A 15754-nucleotide genomic window follows, 5' to 3' on the forward strand; every position below is an offset into this window, starting at 1 on the left:
GGCGGACGAGTGGCCCGGGGGCCATGATGCGCAAGAATCGAGCCATGCCTCCCCATCCAACCGCCCCGCCCACCACCCGAAAGCGGAGTGGAAGCCATCTCATTGTCATGCTCGCCCTGGATGGCCTGGTGCCCTTCGACCTGGGTGTTCCCCCACAGGTGTTCGGTGCGGCACGGGACGCCGAGCGCAACCGCTTCTACGAGGTGGTGGTCTGCGGAACCGGCCCGATCCGCGCCGAAGCCGGCTTCACCGTGGTGCCCGATCACGGCCTCGAGGCGCTGGAGACGGCCGACACCGTGCTCGTGCCGGGCATCCACACCGGCGGCCCGGTCACCGACGGGACGCTGGATCCGGCCGTCGCGGCAGCGCTGCGGGCCTCCGCCGCCCGGGGCGCCCGGATCGTCTCGATCTGCACGGGCGCCTCGGTGCTCGCCGCGGCCGGCCTGCTGGACGGGCGGCCGGCCGCCACCCACTGGGCCTGGGCACGGCGCATCGGTGGCCTCTATCCGCGGGTGGACTGGGATTTCGACGTGCTCTTCGTCGACGACGGTGACGTGCTGACCTCGGCCGGGGTGGGCGCCGGGGTGGATCTCTGCCTGCACATCATCCGGACCGATCACGGTGCCGACGTGGCGAACCGGGCGGCCCGCCGCTGCGTGGTGCCACCGTGGCGGGACGGCGGGCAGGCGCAGTACATCGAGCGGCCGGTGCCGTCCGCGAGCGGCAGCGGCACCGAGACCACGCGGACCTGGGTGCTCGAACGGCTGGCCGAGCCGGTCACCCTGGAGGAGATGGCCGGGCACGCGCGGATGAGCGTACGGACGTTCACCCGGCGGTTCCGTGACGAGACCGGCCTGAGCCCGCGGCAGTGGCTGCTCCGCCAGCGCGTGGAGCATGCCCGGATCCTGCTGGAGTCGACCGATCTGGCGGTGGAGGCGGTCGCCCGGCGGGCCGGACTGGGCAGTGCCACCGCACTGCGCCAGCATCTGCACGCCACGATCGGGGTGGCACCTTCGGCGTACCGGCGGACATTCCGCCACGCGGGGTAAGCGCCCAAGGGCTCAGATTCGCGGCGAAATGTCCGATGGGAACGGTGTATACCCTGTCCGGCCCGTACTGAGGACTCCATGGACCAGACCTTCCGCCCGCTGCTTGATGCTCTGAAGCAGATCGGTGTCGACCCCCAGGCCGTCGACGCCGCCGCCGAGGAGGCGCAACGCAGCGGCCGGCCGGTCCGGGCCGTACTGATCAACGACCAGGTCGTCACCGAGGAGCAGCTCACCCAGGCAGCGGCCGCGGCGTTCGGCATCAACACCCTGGACCTGGTCGGCTTCACCCCGGATCCGACAGCGCTCAAGCGCATCCCGCTGCCGGTGGTGCTCCGGCACCGCGTGCTGGGCCTGGCGATCAACGACGACGGCGAGCTGGTCGTCGGCGTGACCGACCCGGCCGACGTGGTGGCCCTGGACGACGTACGCGCGGCGACCGGCATGACCATCCGCCCGGTCGTGGTGGCCCGCAGCGAGACCCGCCGGATCATCGAGCGCCTCCAGCGTGAGGGCGCCGACCTGGGTGAGCTCGCCGACACGGCCGACGACTCGGCCATGTCCGCTCAGGCCACCAGCACCGACGACGCCCCGATCGTCCGGTACGTCAACAGCCTGATCGAGCAGGCCGTCATGAACCGCGCCTCCGACCTGCACCTGGAGCCGACCGAGGACGACATGCGGGTGCGGTACCGGATCGACGGCGTGCTGCACGAGGTGGACGTGGTGCCACGCGGCGTCATGGCGGCGCTGACCTCCCGCATCAAGATCATGTCCGGGGTCGACATCACTGAGAGGCGGGTGCCCCAGAACGGCCGCATCACCGTGATGATCCGCGACCGTACGGTCGACCTGCGCACCGCGACACTGCCGACGGTCTGGGGCGAGAAGCTGGTCCTGCGGGTGCTCGACACCGGCGGCATCGATCTCGACATGGAGAAGCTCGGCTTCACCCGGCACAACCTCGACCGGTTCTCCGCCTCGTTCGGCAAGCCGCACGGCATGGTCCTGGTCACCGGCCCGACCGGTTCCGGCAAGTCCACCACGCTCTACGCGACGCTGGGCCGGATCAGCAAGCCGGAGGTCAACGTGATCACCGTCGAGGACCCGGTCGAATACCGCCTGCGCGGCGTCAACCAGGTCCAGGTGAACGCGAAGGCCGGCCTGACGTTCGCCGCGGTGCTCCCGGCCATCCTGCGATCCGACCCGGACGTGGTGCTGATCGGAGAGATCCGGGACGGCAACACCGCGCAGATCGCGGTCGAGGCGTCGCTCACCGGTCACCTCGTGCTCTCCACGCTGCACACCAACGACGCACCGGGAGCGGTCACCCGTCTCACCGAGATGGGGATCGAGCCGTTCCTCGTCGGGTCGTCGCTGGACTGCGTACTGGCCCAGCGTCTGGCGCGGCGGATCTGCGACTGGTGCAAGGAGGCGTACGCGCCCACCGAGGAGGAGATCCGGGCCGCCAACTGGCCGCTGGAGGATCTGGCCTTCCCGGAGGTGCTCTACCGCCCCGTCGGCTGCCGCAACTGCGCGAACACCGGGTACAAGGGCCGGATCGCGATCCACGAGGTCATGCCGATCTCCCCGGAGATCGAATCGCTGACCATCCGCCGCGCCTCGGCCGGTGAGATCCGGGAGGTCGCCCTGGCCCAGGGCATGTACGACCTCCGCGCCGACGGCCTCGCGAAGGCGGCCGGCGGCCTCACATCGATCCGCGAGGTCTCCCGAGTAGCCGTTTAGCGCCCGTTGTGCTCCGAGTTGGCTACTAAACCGGGTCCCCTCGGTGCCGATTCAACTGGCGTCGGAAACGTGAGAAAAGGCCGGGGGACGAGATGAACACGATCGAGCACGAGGTACGGCAGGCCGAGGCCGCCGGCTCCTCGGACGACCTGGACGTGCTCGACCAGATGCTCATCACGCTGGTCGAGTCCCGCGGGTCCGACCTGCACCTGACCGTCGGGTCACCGCCGATGATGCGGGTCGACGGCTCGCTGCGCCCGGTACCCGGGTACGGCAAGCTGAACGCCTCCGACACCGAGCTGCTGGCCCGCGCGGCCGTCAGCCGGGATCAGTGGGAGACCTTCTCCCGCGAGCAAGAGATGGACTTCGCGCACAGCATCGTCGGCGTCTCCCGGTTCCGCGGCAACCTCTACCGCCAGCGGACCTCCTGCGGCGCGGTCTTCCGGGCCATCCCGCACAAGATCAAGCCGCTGGACGAGCTGGGCATGCCCGAGTCGGTGGCCCGCTTCGCCCACCTGCCGCGTGGCCTGGTGCTGGTGACCGGCCCGACCGGTTCCGGCAAGACCACGACGCTCGCCTCGCTGCTCGACCTGGCCAACCGCAGCCGGGCCGACCACATCATCACCATCGAGGACCCGATCGAGTTCCTCCACCCGCACAAGCGCAGCGTGGTGAACCAGCGCGAGGTCGGCACCGACACCGACACCTTCGCCAGCGCACTCAAGCACGCGCTGCGGCAGGACCCGGACATCATCCTGGTCGGCGAGCTTCGCGACCTGACCACCACGTCGACCGCGCTGACCGCGGCCGAGACCGGTCACCTGGTGCTGGCGACGCTGCACACGCAGAGCGCCACCCAGACCATCGACCGCGTCATCGACATCTTCCCGCCGCACCAGCAGCTGCAGATCCGCGCCCAGCTGGCGGCCAGCCTCCAGGGTGTGATCACCCAGTCGCTGGCGCCCAAGGCGGACGGCAAGGGCCGCGTGGTGATCGCCGAGATCCTCACCGCGACCCCCGCCATCCGCAGCCTGATCCGGGAGGGCAAGACGCACCAGATCCCGTCCTTCATGCAGGCCGGCGCGAGCGAGGGCATGCTCGCCTTCGACCAGCACCTGGCCGAGAAGGTCCGGGAGGGCCTGGTCAGCATGCCGAGCGCGCTGGAGATCTGCCACTCGGCCGAGGAACTCAAGCGGCTCGTAGGACGGGGCTGATCCGATGCCGACGACGAAGACGTTCCACTACGAGGCCATCGACGCCACCGGCAAGAAGGCCAAGGGGACCATCGAGGCCCCCAATGAGGCAGCCGCCACCCACATGCTGCGTACCCGCGGCGAGGTGCCACTCGGTGTCACCGAAGCCGGCCAAGGACTTCAGCGCGATCTGAAGATTCCCGGTCTCGGTGGCCGGCTCAAGCTCAAGGACCTCGCGGTCTTCGCCCGCCAGTTCGCCACGATGACGGCGTCCGGCATGTCGCTGCTGCGCTCGCTCTCGATCCTGGAGGAGCAGACCTCCTCACCGCCGCTGAAGAGGGCGATCGGCGAGGTGAGCACCGACGTGGCTGCCGGCGGCGGGCTGTCGGCGTCGATGGCGAAACACGACCGGGTCTTCCCCCGGCTCATGATCGCCATGATCCGGGCCGGCGAGGCCGGCGGTATGATCGACAAAGCGCTCGAGCAGATCGCCGACAGCCTGGAGAAGGACACCGCGCTCCGCGGCAAGATCAAGAGCGCGCTCACCTACCCGGCGATCGTGCTGGGCTTCACCTTCGTGCTGATCGCGGCGATGCTCATCTTCATCGTTCCGGTCTTCGAGGGGATGTTCAAGAACCTGGGCGGTGAGCTGCCGGGGATCACCCAGTTCCTCGTCACGACCAGCCACAACATGGGCTGGATCGGTCCCCTGGTCATCGGGATCGGGGTGACTGTCACCGTCCTCTACAAGCGGCAGCTCAGGGAGAGTTCCGAGTTTCGCCTGAAGGTGGACCAGCTGAAGATCCGCATGCCGGTCTTCGGTTCACTCTTCCGCAAGCTCGCGATGAGCCGCTTCGCCCGCAACCTCGGCCTGCTGCTGAACGTCGGCGTTCCGATCATGCAGGCACTCACGGTGGTCGGTGAGACCACCGGCAACGAAGTCATCAACGCCGCCATGAAGGACGTCCAAGCCACCGTACGTGACGGTCAGCCGATGTCCTCTGCGCTGCGCCATCACCCCGTCTTCCCGACGATGGTCACTCAGATGATCGAAGTCGGCGAAGAAAGCGGTCAGATCAGTCAGATGCTCGACAAGGTTGCCGACTTCTACGACAGAGAAGTCGACTCCGCCGCCGAGTCCCTGGCCGCATCGATCGAACCAATCATGGTGCTCGTCATGGGCGCCGTGGTCGGCGGCATGGTGGTCTGCCTCTACCTCCCGATGTTCACGATCTACCAGAGCATCGGCGCCTGAGCTGACCCGCGCGCAACGAAGCGCGTGCCGCACCCCTCCGACTGCTCCCAACCGTCGGATCGCAACACCGGGCACCCGAGCCCGGCCGTCACCCCCACCCCAGAAACGCCTACTGGAGGCACCCCACATGCTGCAGGACACCATCGCTCGGCTCCGCACCAAGAAGGACGACGAAGGCTTCACCCTGATCGAGCTCCTGGTCGTCGTGGTCATCATCGGCGTCCTGGTCGCGATCGCGGTCCCGGTCTACCTGAACTACCGGCAGGGCGCGGCCGACAAGTCGGCGCAGTCGGACGTTCGCGGCGCGATCAGCGCGGTCGAGCAGTACTACACCAGCAACGGCAACGAGTACCCGGCCGACGCCGACGTGGCCGCCCCGACCGACGGCAAGATTGCGCTCGCGGCCAAGACCGACGGTCAGGCCGGCTCCATCACCATCTCCGACGGCACCACGCTGCGTTACCAGGCCGTCGGCGCAACCGACTCCTACAAGATCTGCGCCGAGAACGAGGGCGGCACCAAGGACAAGTGGTTCCTCTACGACAGCGCGGGCGGCGGCTCGGTGAAGGACCAGACCGGCGGTCTGCCGACCTCCGGCTGCTGACACCAACCGCGATACACACCGATAGGTGGTGGCGCCACCGGCGCCACCACCTACCGGCTCCCATACCGACACTGTCCGATTTGAGGAGGATCAACCATGCCACACTCCCTGTTGCTGGGGATCGTCGCTCTGCTCGGCCTGGCCGTCGGTTCGTTCCTGAACGTCGTGATCCACCGGGTTCCCCGCGACGAGTCGCTGGTCCAGCCCGGTTCACACTGCACCGAGTGCGGCCACGCCGTACGCAATCGGCACAACATCCCGGTGCTCGGCTGGCTGCTGCTGCGCGGCCGGTGCGCCGACTGCGGCACCCGGATCAGCGCCCGCTACCCGCTCGTCGAGGCCGGCACCACCGCCCTGTTCGTGGCGGTCGCGGCACGGTTCGGCTGGTCCTGGGAGCTACCCGCCTACCTCTACCTCGCCGCCATCGCGATCGCCCTGGCTCTCATCGACCTGGACGTGATGCGGCTCCCCGACAAGATCGTCCTTCCCTCGTACGGCGTGGCAGCCGCCCTCCTCGTGCCGGTCTCGGTGGCCGAGGGTGACTGGACCGCCCCACTGCGCGGGCTGGCCGCCGCCGCGATCCTGTTCCTGCTGTACCGGCTCCTCGCCGGCTGGGGCATGGGCTTCGGCGACGTGAAGCTCGCCCCGCTGCTCGGTTTCTACCTCGGGTGGCTCGGCTGGGGCGCGGTCGCGATCGGCGCCTTCGCCGGCTTCCTGCTCGGCGGAGCGGTCGGCGCGGTCCTGATGGCCCTCAAGCTGGCCAGCCGCAAGAGCCGGATCCCGTTCGGCCCGTACATGCTGGCCGGCGCGTTCCTCGCGGTCTTCGCCGCGGCACCGCTCGCCGACTGGTACGTCACCCTGCTGCTCCCCTCCTCCTGACACCCACACACCACCGCTCGAAGAAAGGAAATCCGATGGCTGGCGCAACGCCGATCGGGCTCGACATCGGTTCATCCTCCATTCGAGCCGTGGAGGTCCGCCGCAACAAGGACGAGTACACGCTCGTCAACTTCGGTCAATTCCCGCTCCCCGCCGGCACCGTTTCCGCCGGCGTGGTCCAGGACCCGCTGGCGGTCACCTCGGCCCTCAAGCAACTGTGGGCGGCGTCGAAGTTCGGCAGCAAGCGGGTGAACCTCGGCGTCACCAACCCCCAGCTGGTGGTCCGTGAGATGTCGATCGCCAATCTGCCGGCCAACCAGATGCGCCAGGCGCTGCCGTTCCAGGTCAAGGAGCAGCTTCCGCTCGCCGTCGAGAAGTCGCTGCTCGACTTCTACCCGCTGGAGCAGGCCGGAGACAATCCGACAGTGCGTGGCCTGCTGATCGCCATGCCGAAGGACGCCGTCATCGGTTTGGTGCACGCGGTCGAGAAAGCCGGCCTGCACGTCGCCGGCGTGGACCTCGCTTCGTTCGCCATGCTGCGCGCCGCCTCCCGGCTGGATGCCCAGGTCGAGGCGATCGTCGACATCGGCGCCAACATCACCAGCGTGGTGGTGCACGCGGACGGCGAGCCGATCTTCGTACGGACGCTCCCCCGTGGCGGCGCCGAGATCACCGAGAGCATCGCCACCCGGCTCGGATTCAGCGTCGGCGAGGCCGAGGACCTGAAGCGCCGGCACGGCCTGCACGGCAACGGCGACCCGGACAGCGTCGCTGCGCTCTCCGACGCTGTCCGCCCGCTCGCCACCGAGCTGCGCAGTTCATTCACCTACCTGGCCTCCGGCGAACGGCAGAAGCAGGTCACCCGGATCTCGCTCTGCGGCGGCGGCGCACTCATGCCCGGGCTCGCCGAACACCTTCAGCAGCAACTCGGCGTCGCGGTGATGTACGCGGACAGCGCCACCCGGCTCCGTGACACCCGTAAGGCACGGGAACGCGGATTCGACAGCTTCGTGCCGTCCGCGGCCGTGTCGATCGGCCTTACCTTGGGAGCATCCCGATGACCACAACGGCACTGATGCCCCTGGATCCCACGGTCTCGCCGCAGCAGGCGGCTCGGGTGGTCGCCATCCGGGCCAACCTGCTGCCACCCGAGATCAGGGACGGCAGGCGAGCCCGGCGCACCCGCTCTCTCGTGCTGATCATGCTGGTACTGGTACTGGCCGGCCTCGGCGGCTGGTACGTCATCGCCACCACCGCGAAGAACGCCGCCGAGACGGAGTACAACCAGACCCTCGAGCAGCTGGCCGTGGTGCAGAACCAGCAGAAGCAGGACGATGAGGTCCAGAGGATGATCAAGGTGAAGCAGGGCAACACGCAGCTGGACAAGGAGCTGAACGTACTGCTCGCCAAGGATCTGTCCTGGGCGGACCTGCTGGATCTGATCCGCGATACGGCCGTCGGTACCAAGGTCAAGGTCACCGAGATCATCGGTGGCGTGGCCGTGGACAACAAGGGCAGCGCGAAGGCCGAGGACACCAGCAGCATCGGCACGCTGCAGGTCTCCGGCACCGCGGGAAGCAAGAAAGAGATCGCCGAGTACGTCGATGCGCTGGGCCGACTCACCTACGTCTCGGACCCGTTCGTCAGCAACGTGACCGAGGAAAACGGCATCGTCGAATACACCCTCACGGTGACCATCACCGATGTGGGGCTGTGCGGCCGCTTCACCACCAGCTGCGAGACCGGAGGCAAGTGATGAACGCACGCCGCATCGACCAGATCTGGCTCTTCGGCGGACTGGCCCTGGTCGTCCTGCTCGTCGTGGCCGGCTGGTTCCTGCTGATCAGCCCCAAGTACGTGGACGAGGCCAAGGCTCAGGTGAACACCGAAGAGACCGCGGCCCAGCTCTCCAAAGCGCGCAGCAGCTTCGCGGGGCTCAAGGCGGAGACCAAGAAGCTCAACGAATACCAGAACCAGCTGAAGGAGTACCAGGCGGCACTGCCGATCTCCAGCAAGACCAACGGCATCCCGGCCTTCCTCAAGCAGCTGCAGACCCTGGGCACGAAGATGAACGTCGAGGTCAGCGGTTACAGCGCCTCGGTCGCGGTGAAGATCGAGTCGGTGAACACGGTGACGGAGTTGCCCATCACGTTGAACGTCGACGGCGACGTCGAGGACATCACCAGGTTCGTCAAGCAGTTGCAGAGCACGCAGCCACGAGCAGTGATGATCAATAGCGCCACCTTGGGTTCCGACGACAACGGAACCACGCTGTCGCTGACGCTCAACGCGTACGTCACCTCTACGGTGACCGAGAAGGTCAGCTGAACCACCTCTGAACCGGCCGGGCCCTCAAGGCTCGGCCGGTTCCTTTTGCCTGCTCGTCGCTGATCACCCGCCGCCAGCTCGGCTCCTGAGATCTCGCCGCTTGTGACGCAATGACGGTGAGCCGCGCGACCCCTCGGCGCTCCGTGATGCAATGGCGCGGTGGGCCGCGCGACCGAGCAGACCAACCGGCGCATGCTGCGGGCGCGGGATGCGATGGACCGGGCGTACGCCCAGCCGCTGGACGTCCCGACGCTGGCCCGCATCGCGCACGTCTCGGAGGCGCACTTCACCCGCACGTTCCGGGCCACGTTCGGCGAGACACCGCACCGCTATCTGCAGCGCCGCCGGGTGGAACGAGCGATGTTCCTGCTCCGGGAGACCGATCGCAGCGTCACCGACATCTGTTTCCAGGTCGGCTTCGGCAGTTTGGGCACCTTCAGCCGTACCTTTCGGTCGATCGTCGGAAGGTCTCCCCGGGACTACCGCAAGGGCGCCGCGGCCCTGAGCGTGCCGACCTGTTTCGCGATGGCCTGGATGAGACCGAGCAGTTCCGGATAAGTTTTCCGCCAGGGTGCCGCACTAGCGTCGACAGCATGTTCAACGCGATCACGCACTCACAGATGTACGTTCTCGACCAGGACGAAGCCCTCGACTTCTACGTCGGCAAGCTCGGCCTGGAAGTCAACACCGACATCGATCTGGGCTTCATGCGCTGGCTCACCGTGAACGCCCCCGGTGACCCCGACCACCAGGTCCTGCTGGAGCGTCCGGGCGGGCCGTCGATGTCCGAGGAGACCGCGCAACAGGTTCGCGACCTGGTGACCAAGGGCGCGATGGGCGGCCGGCTCATCCTCCGGACCGCTGACTGCCGAAAGACCTATGAAACCCTGCTCGGCCTCGGTGTGGAGTTCACCGAAGAGCCGGAGGAGCGACCGTACGGTATCGATTGTGGCCTGCGCGACCCCTTCGGCAACCTGATCCGCTTCACCGAGCCCAAGTCGTAGATCAGGGTTCTCCCTGGGTGTGACACCTGATTCGATCCTCCGTTGTGGACGGCAGGGTGACCGCATGACGATCACCCGCCGCGCCGCCGGCATCGCGCTGGCCGCCGCTGTCCTGGCCGGCTCCATCGCAAGCCCCGCCACCGCGGCCACCGCCCTGCCCGCTCTGGATCCCGCCCGCCTCACGGCCGCCATCGCCGGCCTTCCCGACGCCCAGGTCAGCGGCGCCCTGGTCCAGATCCGCGGCAGCGGTGGCAGCTGGTCGGGCAGCTCCGGCATCTCCGAGCTGGGCAGCACCGCCCCACCGCGGCTCGACGGCAGGTTCCGGATCGGCTCGATGACGAAGACGTTCACCGCCGTCGTCACCCTGCAACTCGCCGCCGAACGGCGACTGAACCTCGACCAGCCGGTCCAGCGTTACCTGCCCGGCCTGCTGCCCGCCTCCTACGCCCCGATCCCGGTCCGCTCGCTGCTGAACTTCACCAGCGGCATCAACGGCGCCGGCATCGACTCGAAGAACCCCGACTGGTTCTTCCCGAACCGCTACCAGCACTTCGAGCCCGGCAGCCAACTCGACTTCACCAAGCCACTGGCATTCGATCCGGGAAAGGCGCAACGGTACGGCAACGCCGACTACATCCTCGCCGGACTGCTGATCGAGAAGGTGACCGGCAACAGCTGGGCCTCCGAGATCAACCGTCGCATCATCCGGCCGCTCCACCTGACCGGCACCTCGGTGCCCGGTGACGATCCGCGTATCCACGGCCCGCACGCCCACGGATACGAGGCCACCGACACCGGCTGGGTCGACGTCACCGAGGCGAACCCCTCACTGCAGTGGTCCGCCGCCTCGATCATCTCCACCGCCGACGACCTCGACCGCTTCCTGGTCGCCCTCTTCCGCGGCCGCCTCCTGCCCCCGCGCCAGCTGGAGGAGATGTTCACCGTCCCGGACGTCGACATCTACGGCACGGACAAGGACGCGGTCTACTCCGCCGGGCTGACCGAGTTCCAGTCGGGCACCCAAACGATCTGGGTCAAGAGCGGCGATCGCCCCGGCTACAACAACGCCATGGGCGCAACCCGCGACCTCTCCCGGCGCCTCGTCTACTCGGTGAACACACTGCACATGGGCGGCACCGAATCACCGAAGGCCGCCGAGCGCATCGTCATGGCCGCCCTCACCTGAGCCCGAAGCGCACCGGGCCGGACACCTCCCGTAGCCGGTGTCCGGCCCGGTGCGCTCGTGGTAGCCCTGACGTTGACGCTAGCCGATGTCGGCCAGCTTGCGCACGACGTACTGGTTCAGGCTGACGCCGTCCTGAGCAGCTCGTTTCGCCAACGCCCGGTGCTGGCTCTCACCCATCCGGACCTGGAACTTGCCCGAGTAGCTCCGTTCAGCGAACGGCAGCGGCACCTCTTCGCCGCGCTCCTCCATATCGGCGATCACATCGGCCAGCAGCGCCTGCAGGCCCTGGAACGCATCGACCTGCGACGGCGCCAGCCAGGACAGCGACGGAAACTCGGCGCAGGTCGCGACGAACTCCTGGTCCTCAGCGGACCAGGTCACGCAGTAGGCGTAGTGAGAAACATTAGGACGGGAGTCGCTGCCCATCACACGGCCTCCATCTTGTCGATCGCCCTGAGCACCTGTTTCACCTGGTAGGCCTCCGCCTTGCCCTTGTCGTCCTGAATGTTCACGCGAGGATCGCCTGGCCACGGCATCTTGAAGACCACGTGCGAGCTTCCTTGCTGCCTCGGTTTACCGAAGTAGTGCTCGCACACCTTGTAGAGATCGTTGAAGGAGGCCGATGCCGCCGGTGGCCAGCGGGCCGTTCTGCGGATTTCTTCGCATCTCCTCGAGGAGCTTCGCCAGTGAAGCTATACCGCATAGTATCGCCGGTAGTACCACAGAGATAAGCAGCGCCACCCTCTCGGGCTCGGCCTGCGCCTCGGCCCTGACCGCTGCGCTCCAGCGATTTCCGGACACAGAAAAGGGGCCTGCCGGAAAACTCCGATCAGGCCCCTGATGCTCGGGGTGGAGCTGAGGGGACTCGAACCCCTGACCCCCACACTGCCAGTGTGGTGCGCTACCAGCTGCGCCACAGCCCCTTGCTATCGTCCCCGGTCGCCCGGGCACGCTGGAAATACTACACACTTCTCCGGCACGGTCCGAAGCACCCCCTCAGTTGAGGGAGACGTCCGGCGGGAAGTGGGCGACAGCGGCCAGGATGTCTCCCTGCCGGCGCAGGACCATGGCCCAGAGGTCGTCCGGGCGTTCCACGAAGGGGTCGCCGGGCAGTGCGTCGAACACGAACCAGGAACCCGAGGCGATCTCGTCCTCGAGCTGGCCGGCGGACCAGCCGGAGTAGCCGGCGAACACGCGGATGCCTGCCACGTTCTCCCGCATGCGGTCCGGATCGGCGGAGAGGTCGAGGGTGCCGAGCGCACCGCTGACGGTGTGAAAACCGGTCACCCGCTTCTTCACCTCGGGGCGGGTGCGTGCCAGACAGATCGCCGACTCGGGCTGGACCGGGCCGCCCTCGAACAGGACCGCCGGGTCGCCGGCGAGCTCACCCCAGTTGCCCAGGACCTCGGCGACGGGCACCTCGGTGGCGCGGTTGAGGACGACGCCGAGGGCGCCGCCGGTCTCGTGGGCCACCAGCAGCACGACCGTACGGTCGAAGTTGGGATCTTTGAGGGTGGGCGTGGCGACAAGCAGCTGACCGGTCATCGACTCCACCGACCGGCCTCCGATCCGCTGCCCCTCACCGAACACGTGCATACCGCCGTCCGCTCGACGTTGCCATGCCTCGCACATTAGCCTGCGATTCCGGCCACCGATAAGGTCTGGACATGAACCCGCCACCTACGGCAGCAGAGATCGGCGTCATCGGCGGGTCGGGGCTTTACGCGCTCCTCGACAACGCCACGGAACTCGAGGTCTCGACGCCCTACGGCGCGCCTTCAGACAAGATCACCGTTGCCGACGTGGGCGGACGCCGGGTGGCATTTCTGCCCCGCCACGGGCGTGACCACCGCTATCCTCCGCACAAGATTCCCTACCGTGCCAACCTGTGGGCTCTGCGTTCACTGGGCGTGCGGCAGATCCTCGCCCCGTGCGCCGTCGGCGGCCTGCGCCCCGAGCTGGGCCCCGGCACCTTCGTCGTGCCCGACCAGTTGATCGACCGCACCAGCGGCCGGGTGCAGACCTACTACGACAGCGGCGCCGTGCACGTCTCCTTCGCCGACCCGTACTGTCCGGACGGCCGCGCCGCCGTGCTGAATTCCGCCGAGCGGGTGAACGCCGTCGACGGCGGCACCATGGTGGTGATCGAGGGCCCGCGCTTCTCCACCCGCGCCGAGTCCCGCTGGTTCACAGCGATCGGCGGCACCATCGTCAACATGACCGGGCACCCGGAAGCGGTCCTGGCCCGGGAGCTGGCCCTCTGCTACACCGCCATCGCCCTGGTGACCGACCTGGACGCGGGCGTCGAGGGCGACAATGGCGTGACACAGGACGAGGTCTTCAAGGTCTTCGCCGACAACACAGAACGCCTGCGCGGGGTCCTCCTCGACGCGGTGGGCAAGCTCCCTGCCAACCGCACCTGCCCCTGCGGCGACGCCCTTGCGGGCATCAAACTGCCTTTCGAACTGCCTTAGGGGTACGCCCAGGAGCCGACCGCCTTCGTCAGCTCAGTGTCCAGGGGATATGCCAATCAAGCAGGCTCGGAAACAGCCTCGCTCAGGCTCGCTGTAGCCAATCCTCGATGATCGGAGGCTCGGGCGGCCCGCTCGCCAGCCAGGCGTTGAGCGCGTCGACCAGCGGACCGATCTGCTGCCGGCCGTCTGACGCATCGGCGACATACCAACGACCAAGCACTCGCACACACGAACTCCGCACTCGGACGCCGACGCGCACGCTCGGACGCCGACGCGCACGCTCGGACGCCGGCGGCGCACGCTCGGACCGCCGGCGGCGCACGCTCGGACCGCCGGACGTCGGCGACCACCCAGAATGAGGACCGTTGAGCACACCCCCGGGGGAAACACCATGACCCGAACGCTGACCGCCGCGGTCCACCGGGAAGACGACTGGTTCGTCGCCCGCTGCCTCGAACTTGACGTGGCTAGCCAAGGCGAGTCACTGGATGAAGCCCTGACGAATCTCCGCGAAGCGGTGGAGCTATACCTGGAGCAGGTTGCTCAGCCCCAGATTGAGGCGACGCCGTTCGTGACCGCGTTCCAGATCGCCTCGGCGGCATGAGCCCGGCTCTGGCCGATCTCCCTCTCCGAAAAGTAGTGGACGCCTCAAGAAGGCGGAGTTCGTCCACGTCCGTACCAAAGGCAGCCACGCCGTCTACCAGCATCCGAACGGCCGGGTCGCAGTGGTCCCCCAGCACCCTACGGTCAAACGGGGAACGCTCGCCTCGATCCTCCGCCAGGCCGGCCTGACCACAGGCGAATTTCTTCAACTCCTGAGGTAACCAACCCGGCGCCGGGTCAAAGCAGTCAGGCGCTGGCGCGATGGGACGGCAAAAAACATCGACCGTGTCGCAATCCGCGACACGGTCGATCATCTTGCAGTGGAGGTGCCGGGAATCGAACCCGGGTCCTTCGGTGTTTCGTCAGGGCTTCTCCGAGCGCAGCTCACTATGCCTCTACTCGGCCCTCCGACTCACGTGAGCAAGTTCGGATGACGGGCCCAGTCGCTGATTAATCTCGCCGCAAGGCCCCCGCGACCGGGACCTGTTGGCCAACCTCCTAGCTGATGCCGGAAGTCTGGGACGGAGGTGTTCCCAGCCCGACAGAGTCGCTACTCGCCTCAGGCGGCGAGAGCGAACTCAGCGCGATTGTTATCGGCGCTTATAAGTTTCCGACGACCGATTCTCGAGACGACGTCGGCTTCCTCGGCTCGCTTCCCCTGTCTCCACGTACGAAGTCGAAACCAGTCACCCCCTGGCTAGTGGTACAGCCTGTCAATCTTAGCTCACCCGGCAGGTCCCGCCACCCACGGTGCAGCCGGTAGCCCTCGAACTGTCGTTGCCGTCCTTGCTTGCCTGGTAGCCGGCGGTGATCGAGGCGCCGGGGGCGAGGGCGGTGCCGCGCAGGGTCACCCGGTTGCCGGAGGCTTCGGCGGAGCCGTTCCAGTCGCCGCGGATACGGAGGTCTGCGCCGGAGGGGTAGGTGACGGTGACAGTGAAGTCGCGCGCCACGGAGCCGTTGTTGACGATCTTGACTGCGCCGACGAAGCCGTCACGCCAGGAGGCGGTGGTGGTGTAGGTGGCGTCCAGGTCGTTCACGGGGGTGGGTGATGCGGCGCGCGAGGGTGTGGGCGAGGCGGAGGCCGAAGCGCGGGGACGAGCGGAGGAGGAACGGGAGGGCGACGCCGTAGCTGAGGCGCGGGACGACCCACGCGGCGACGTGCGGGCCGATCCGGGGGCTGACGCGGAGGCCGAGACCGGCACCGAGACTGAGGGGGAGGCCGCGGCGGAAGCGGGTGGGGGCGTGTCGATGGGAGGCAGCGTGGCCGCCTGGAGGGCGGCCGTCGGGTGGACGATCACCGGCTCGTCGGCGTTGGCGGGGCCGCCGGCGCGGATGGCGACCCAGCCGACGAGCGCTGCCAGGATCGCGGCGGCGGAGCCGAGGATGAGGCGTGCGGGGGTGAGCTGACGGACGGAGTGCTTGGACAACGAGCAATC

General features: G+C 67.9%; 18 protein-coding genes, 1 tRNA gene, 1 other RNA gene and 1 pseudogene. 15 read left to right on the forward strand and 6 right to left on the reverse strand.

Translation table 11 applies throughout. From position 1 onward, the window contains the following. The first annotated feature begins 26 nt into the window (after positions 1-26). The 12 genes from ACFQV6_RS21885 to ACFQV6_RS21940 all read left to right on the forward strand — a co-directional run bounded on the left by ACFQV6_RS21885 (position 27) and on the right by ACFQV6_RS21940 (position 11241). Positions 27-1049: a GlxA family transcriptional regulator gene (locus ACFQV6_RS21885; RefSeq protein WP_378029399.1), complete on the forward strand. Its 1023-nt coding sequence runs from the start codon at positions 27-29 to the stop codon at positions 1047-1049. 78 nt (positions 1050-1127) lie between these two features. Continuing rightward, positions 1128-2792, forward strand: a complete 1665-nt coding sequence (locus ACFQV6_RS21890) for a GspE/PulE family protein (protein ID WP_378029400.1) — start codon at positions 1128-1130, stop codon at positions 2790-2792. A 92-nt stretch (positions 2793-2884) separates the two neighbouring features. Beyond that, positions 2885-4006, forward strand: a complete 1122-nt coding sequence (locus ACFQV6_RS21895) for a type IV pilus twitching motility protein PilT (RefSeq protein WP_378029401.1) — start codon at positions 2885-2887, stop codon at positions 4004-4006. 4 nt (positions 4007-4010) lie between these two features. Further along, entirely contained in the window at positions 4011-5240 is a 1230-nt protein-coding gene (locus tag ACFQV6_RS21900; RefSeq protein WP_378029402.1) for a type II secretion system F family protein, read from the forward strand. Positions 5241-5367: 127 nt separating this feature from the next. Next, on the forward strand, positions 5368-5844 hold the full coding sequence (locus ACFQV6_RS21905; RefSeq protein ID WP_378029403.1) for a prepilin-type N-terminal cleavage/methylation domain-containing protein: 477 nt from the start codon (positions 5368-5370) through the stop codon (positions 5842-5844). 96 nt (positions 5845-5940) lie between these two features. Continuing rightward, entirely contained in the window at positions 5941-6723 is a 783-nt protein-coding gene (locus ACFQV6_RS21910; RefSeq protein ID WP_378029404.1) for a prepilin peptidase, read from the forward strand. 35 nt (positions 6724-6758) lie between these two features. Then, complete coding sequence (gene pilM, locus ACFQV6_RS21915; protein WP_378029405.1) at positions 6759-7784, forward strand: type IV pilus assembly protein PilM; 1026 nt, start codon at positions 6759-6761, stop codon at positions 7782-7784. After that, positions 7781-8479: a hypothetical protein gene (locus ACFQV6_RS21920; protein ID WP_378029406.1), complete on the forward strand. Its 699-nt coding sequence runs from the start codon at positions 7781-7783 to the stop codon at positions 8477-8479. Before pilM ends, ACFQV6_RS21920 begins: the two co-directional genes overlap by 4 nt. Continuing rightward, a complete protein-coding gene (pilO, locus tag ACFQV6_RS21925) occupies positions 8479-9051 on the forward strand; it encodes a type 4a pilus biogenesis protein PilO (RefSeq protein ID WP_378029407.1) in 573 nt (190 codons plus the stop codon). Before ACFQV6_RS21920 ends, pilO begins: the two co-directional genes overlap by 1 nt. Positions 9052-9210: 159 nt before the next feature. Continuing rightward, the gene (locus ACFQV6_RS21930) at positions 9211-9609 is read left to right on the forward strand and encodes a helix-turn-helix domain-containing protein (protein ID WP_378029408.1); all 399 of its coding nucleotides are present in this window, start codon (positions 9211-9213) and stop codon (positions 9607-9609) included. Between the two features lie 35 nt (positions 9610-9644). Next, positions 9645-10055, forward strand: a complete 411-nt coding sequence (locus ACFQV6_RS21935; RefSeq protein ID WP_378029409.1) for a VOC family protein — start codon at positions 9645-9647, stop codon at positions 10053-10055. Between the two features lie 64 nt (positions 10056-10119). Next, positions 10120-11241 carry a serine hydrolase domain-containing protein gene (locus ACFQV6_RS21940; RefSeq protein WP_378029410.1) on the forward strand — a complete coding sequence of 374 codons (1122 nt, stop codon included), beginning with the start codon at positions 10120-10122 and terminating at the stop codon, positions 11239-11241. A gap of 78 nt (positions 11242-11319) precedes the next feature. Here ACFQV6_RS21940 and ACFQV6_RS21945 read toward each other — a convergent pair whose 3' ends face one another. The 4 genes from ACFQV6_RS21945 to ACFQV6_RS21960 form a co-directional block, all read right to left on the reverse strand. Then, a complete protein-coding gene (locus tag ACFQV6_RS21945) occupies positions 11320-11667 on the reverse strand; it encodes a type II toxin-antitoxin system HicB family antitoxin (RefSeq protein ID WP_378029411.1) in 348 nt (115 codons plus the stop codon). Further along, entirely contained in the window at positions 11667-11789 is a 123-nt protein-coding gene (locus ACFQV6_RS21950; protein ID WP_378029412.1) for a hypothetical protein, read from the reverse strand. Before ACFQV6_RS21950 ends, ACFQV6_RS21945 begins: the two co-directional genes overlap by 1 nt. 302 nt (positions 11790-12091) lie before the next feature. After that, a tRNA-Ala gene (locus ACFQV6_RS21955) sits at positions 12092-12164 on the reverse strand. A gap of 73 nt (positions 12165-12237) precedes the next feature. After that, positions 12238-12837: a YqgE/AlgH family protein gene (locus ACFQV6_RS21960; protein ID WP_378029413.1), complete on the reverse strand. Its 600-nt coding sequence runs from the start codon at positions 12835-12837 to the stop codon at positions 12238-12240. A gap of 71 nt (positions 12838-12908) precedes the next feature. Between ACFQV6_RS21960 and ACFQV6_RS21965 the strand changes: the two genes are divergently transcribed. The 3 genes and pseudogenes from ACFQV6_RS21965 to ACFQV6_RS21975 all read left to right on the forward strand — a co-directional run. Next, positions 12909-13715 carry an S-methyl-5'-thioadenosine phosphorylase gene (locus ACFQV6_RS21965; protein WP_378029414.1) on the forward strand — a complete coding sequence of 269 codons (807 nt, stop codon included), beginning with the start codon at positions 12909-12911 and terminating at the stop codon, positions 13713-13715. 391 nt (positions 13716-14106) lie between these two features. Beyond that, a complete protein-coding gene (locus ACFQV6_RS21970; RefSeq protein ID WP_378029415.1) occupies positions 14107-14319 on the forward strand; it encodes a type II toxin-antitoxin system HicB family antitoxin in 213 nt (70 codons plus the stop codon). Between the two features lie 103 nt (positions 14320-14422). Further along, positions 14423-14539 (forward strand): annotated as a pseudogene (locus ACFQV6_RS21975) (type II toxin-antitoxin system HicA family toxin); the annotation flags it as partial. Between the two features lie 97 nt (positions 14540-14636). Here ACFQV6_RS21975 and ssrA read toward each other — a convergent pair. Together ssrA and ACFQV6_RS21985 are read right to left on the reverse strand one after the other, a co-directional pair. Further along, positions 14637-15012: a transfer-messenger RNA gene (ssrA, locus tag ACFQV6_RS21980) on the reverse strand. A 25-nt stretch (positions 15013-15037) separates the two neighbouring features. After that, on the reverse strand, positions 15038-15745 hold the full coding sequence (locus ACFQV6_RS21985) for a cellulose binding domain-containing protein (RefSeq protein WP_378029416.1): 708 nt from the start codon (positions 15743-15745) through the stop codon (positions 15038-15040). Positions 15746-15754: the final 9 nt, after the last annotated feature.

The sequence above is a fragment of the Actinoplanes sp. GCM10030250 genome, assembly GCF_042666575.1.
Taxonomy (GTDB): domain Bacteria; phylum Actinomycetota; class Actinomycetes; order Mycobacteriales; family Micromonosporaceae; genus Actinoplanes.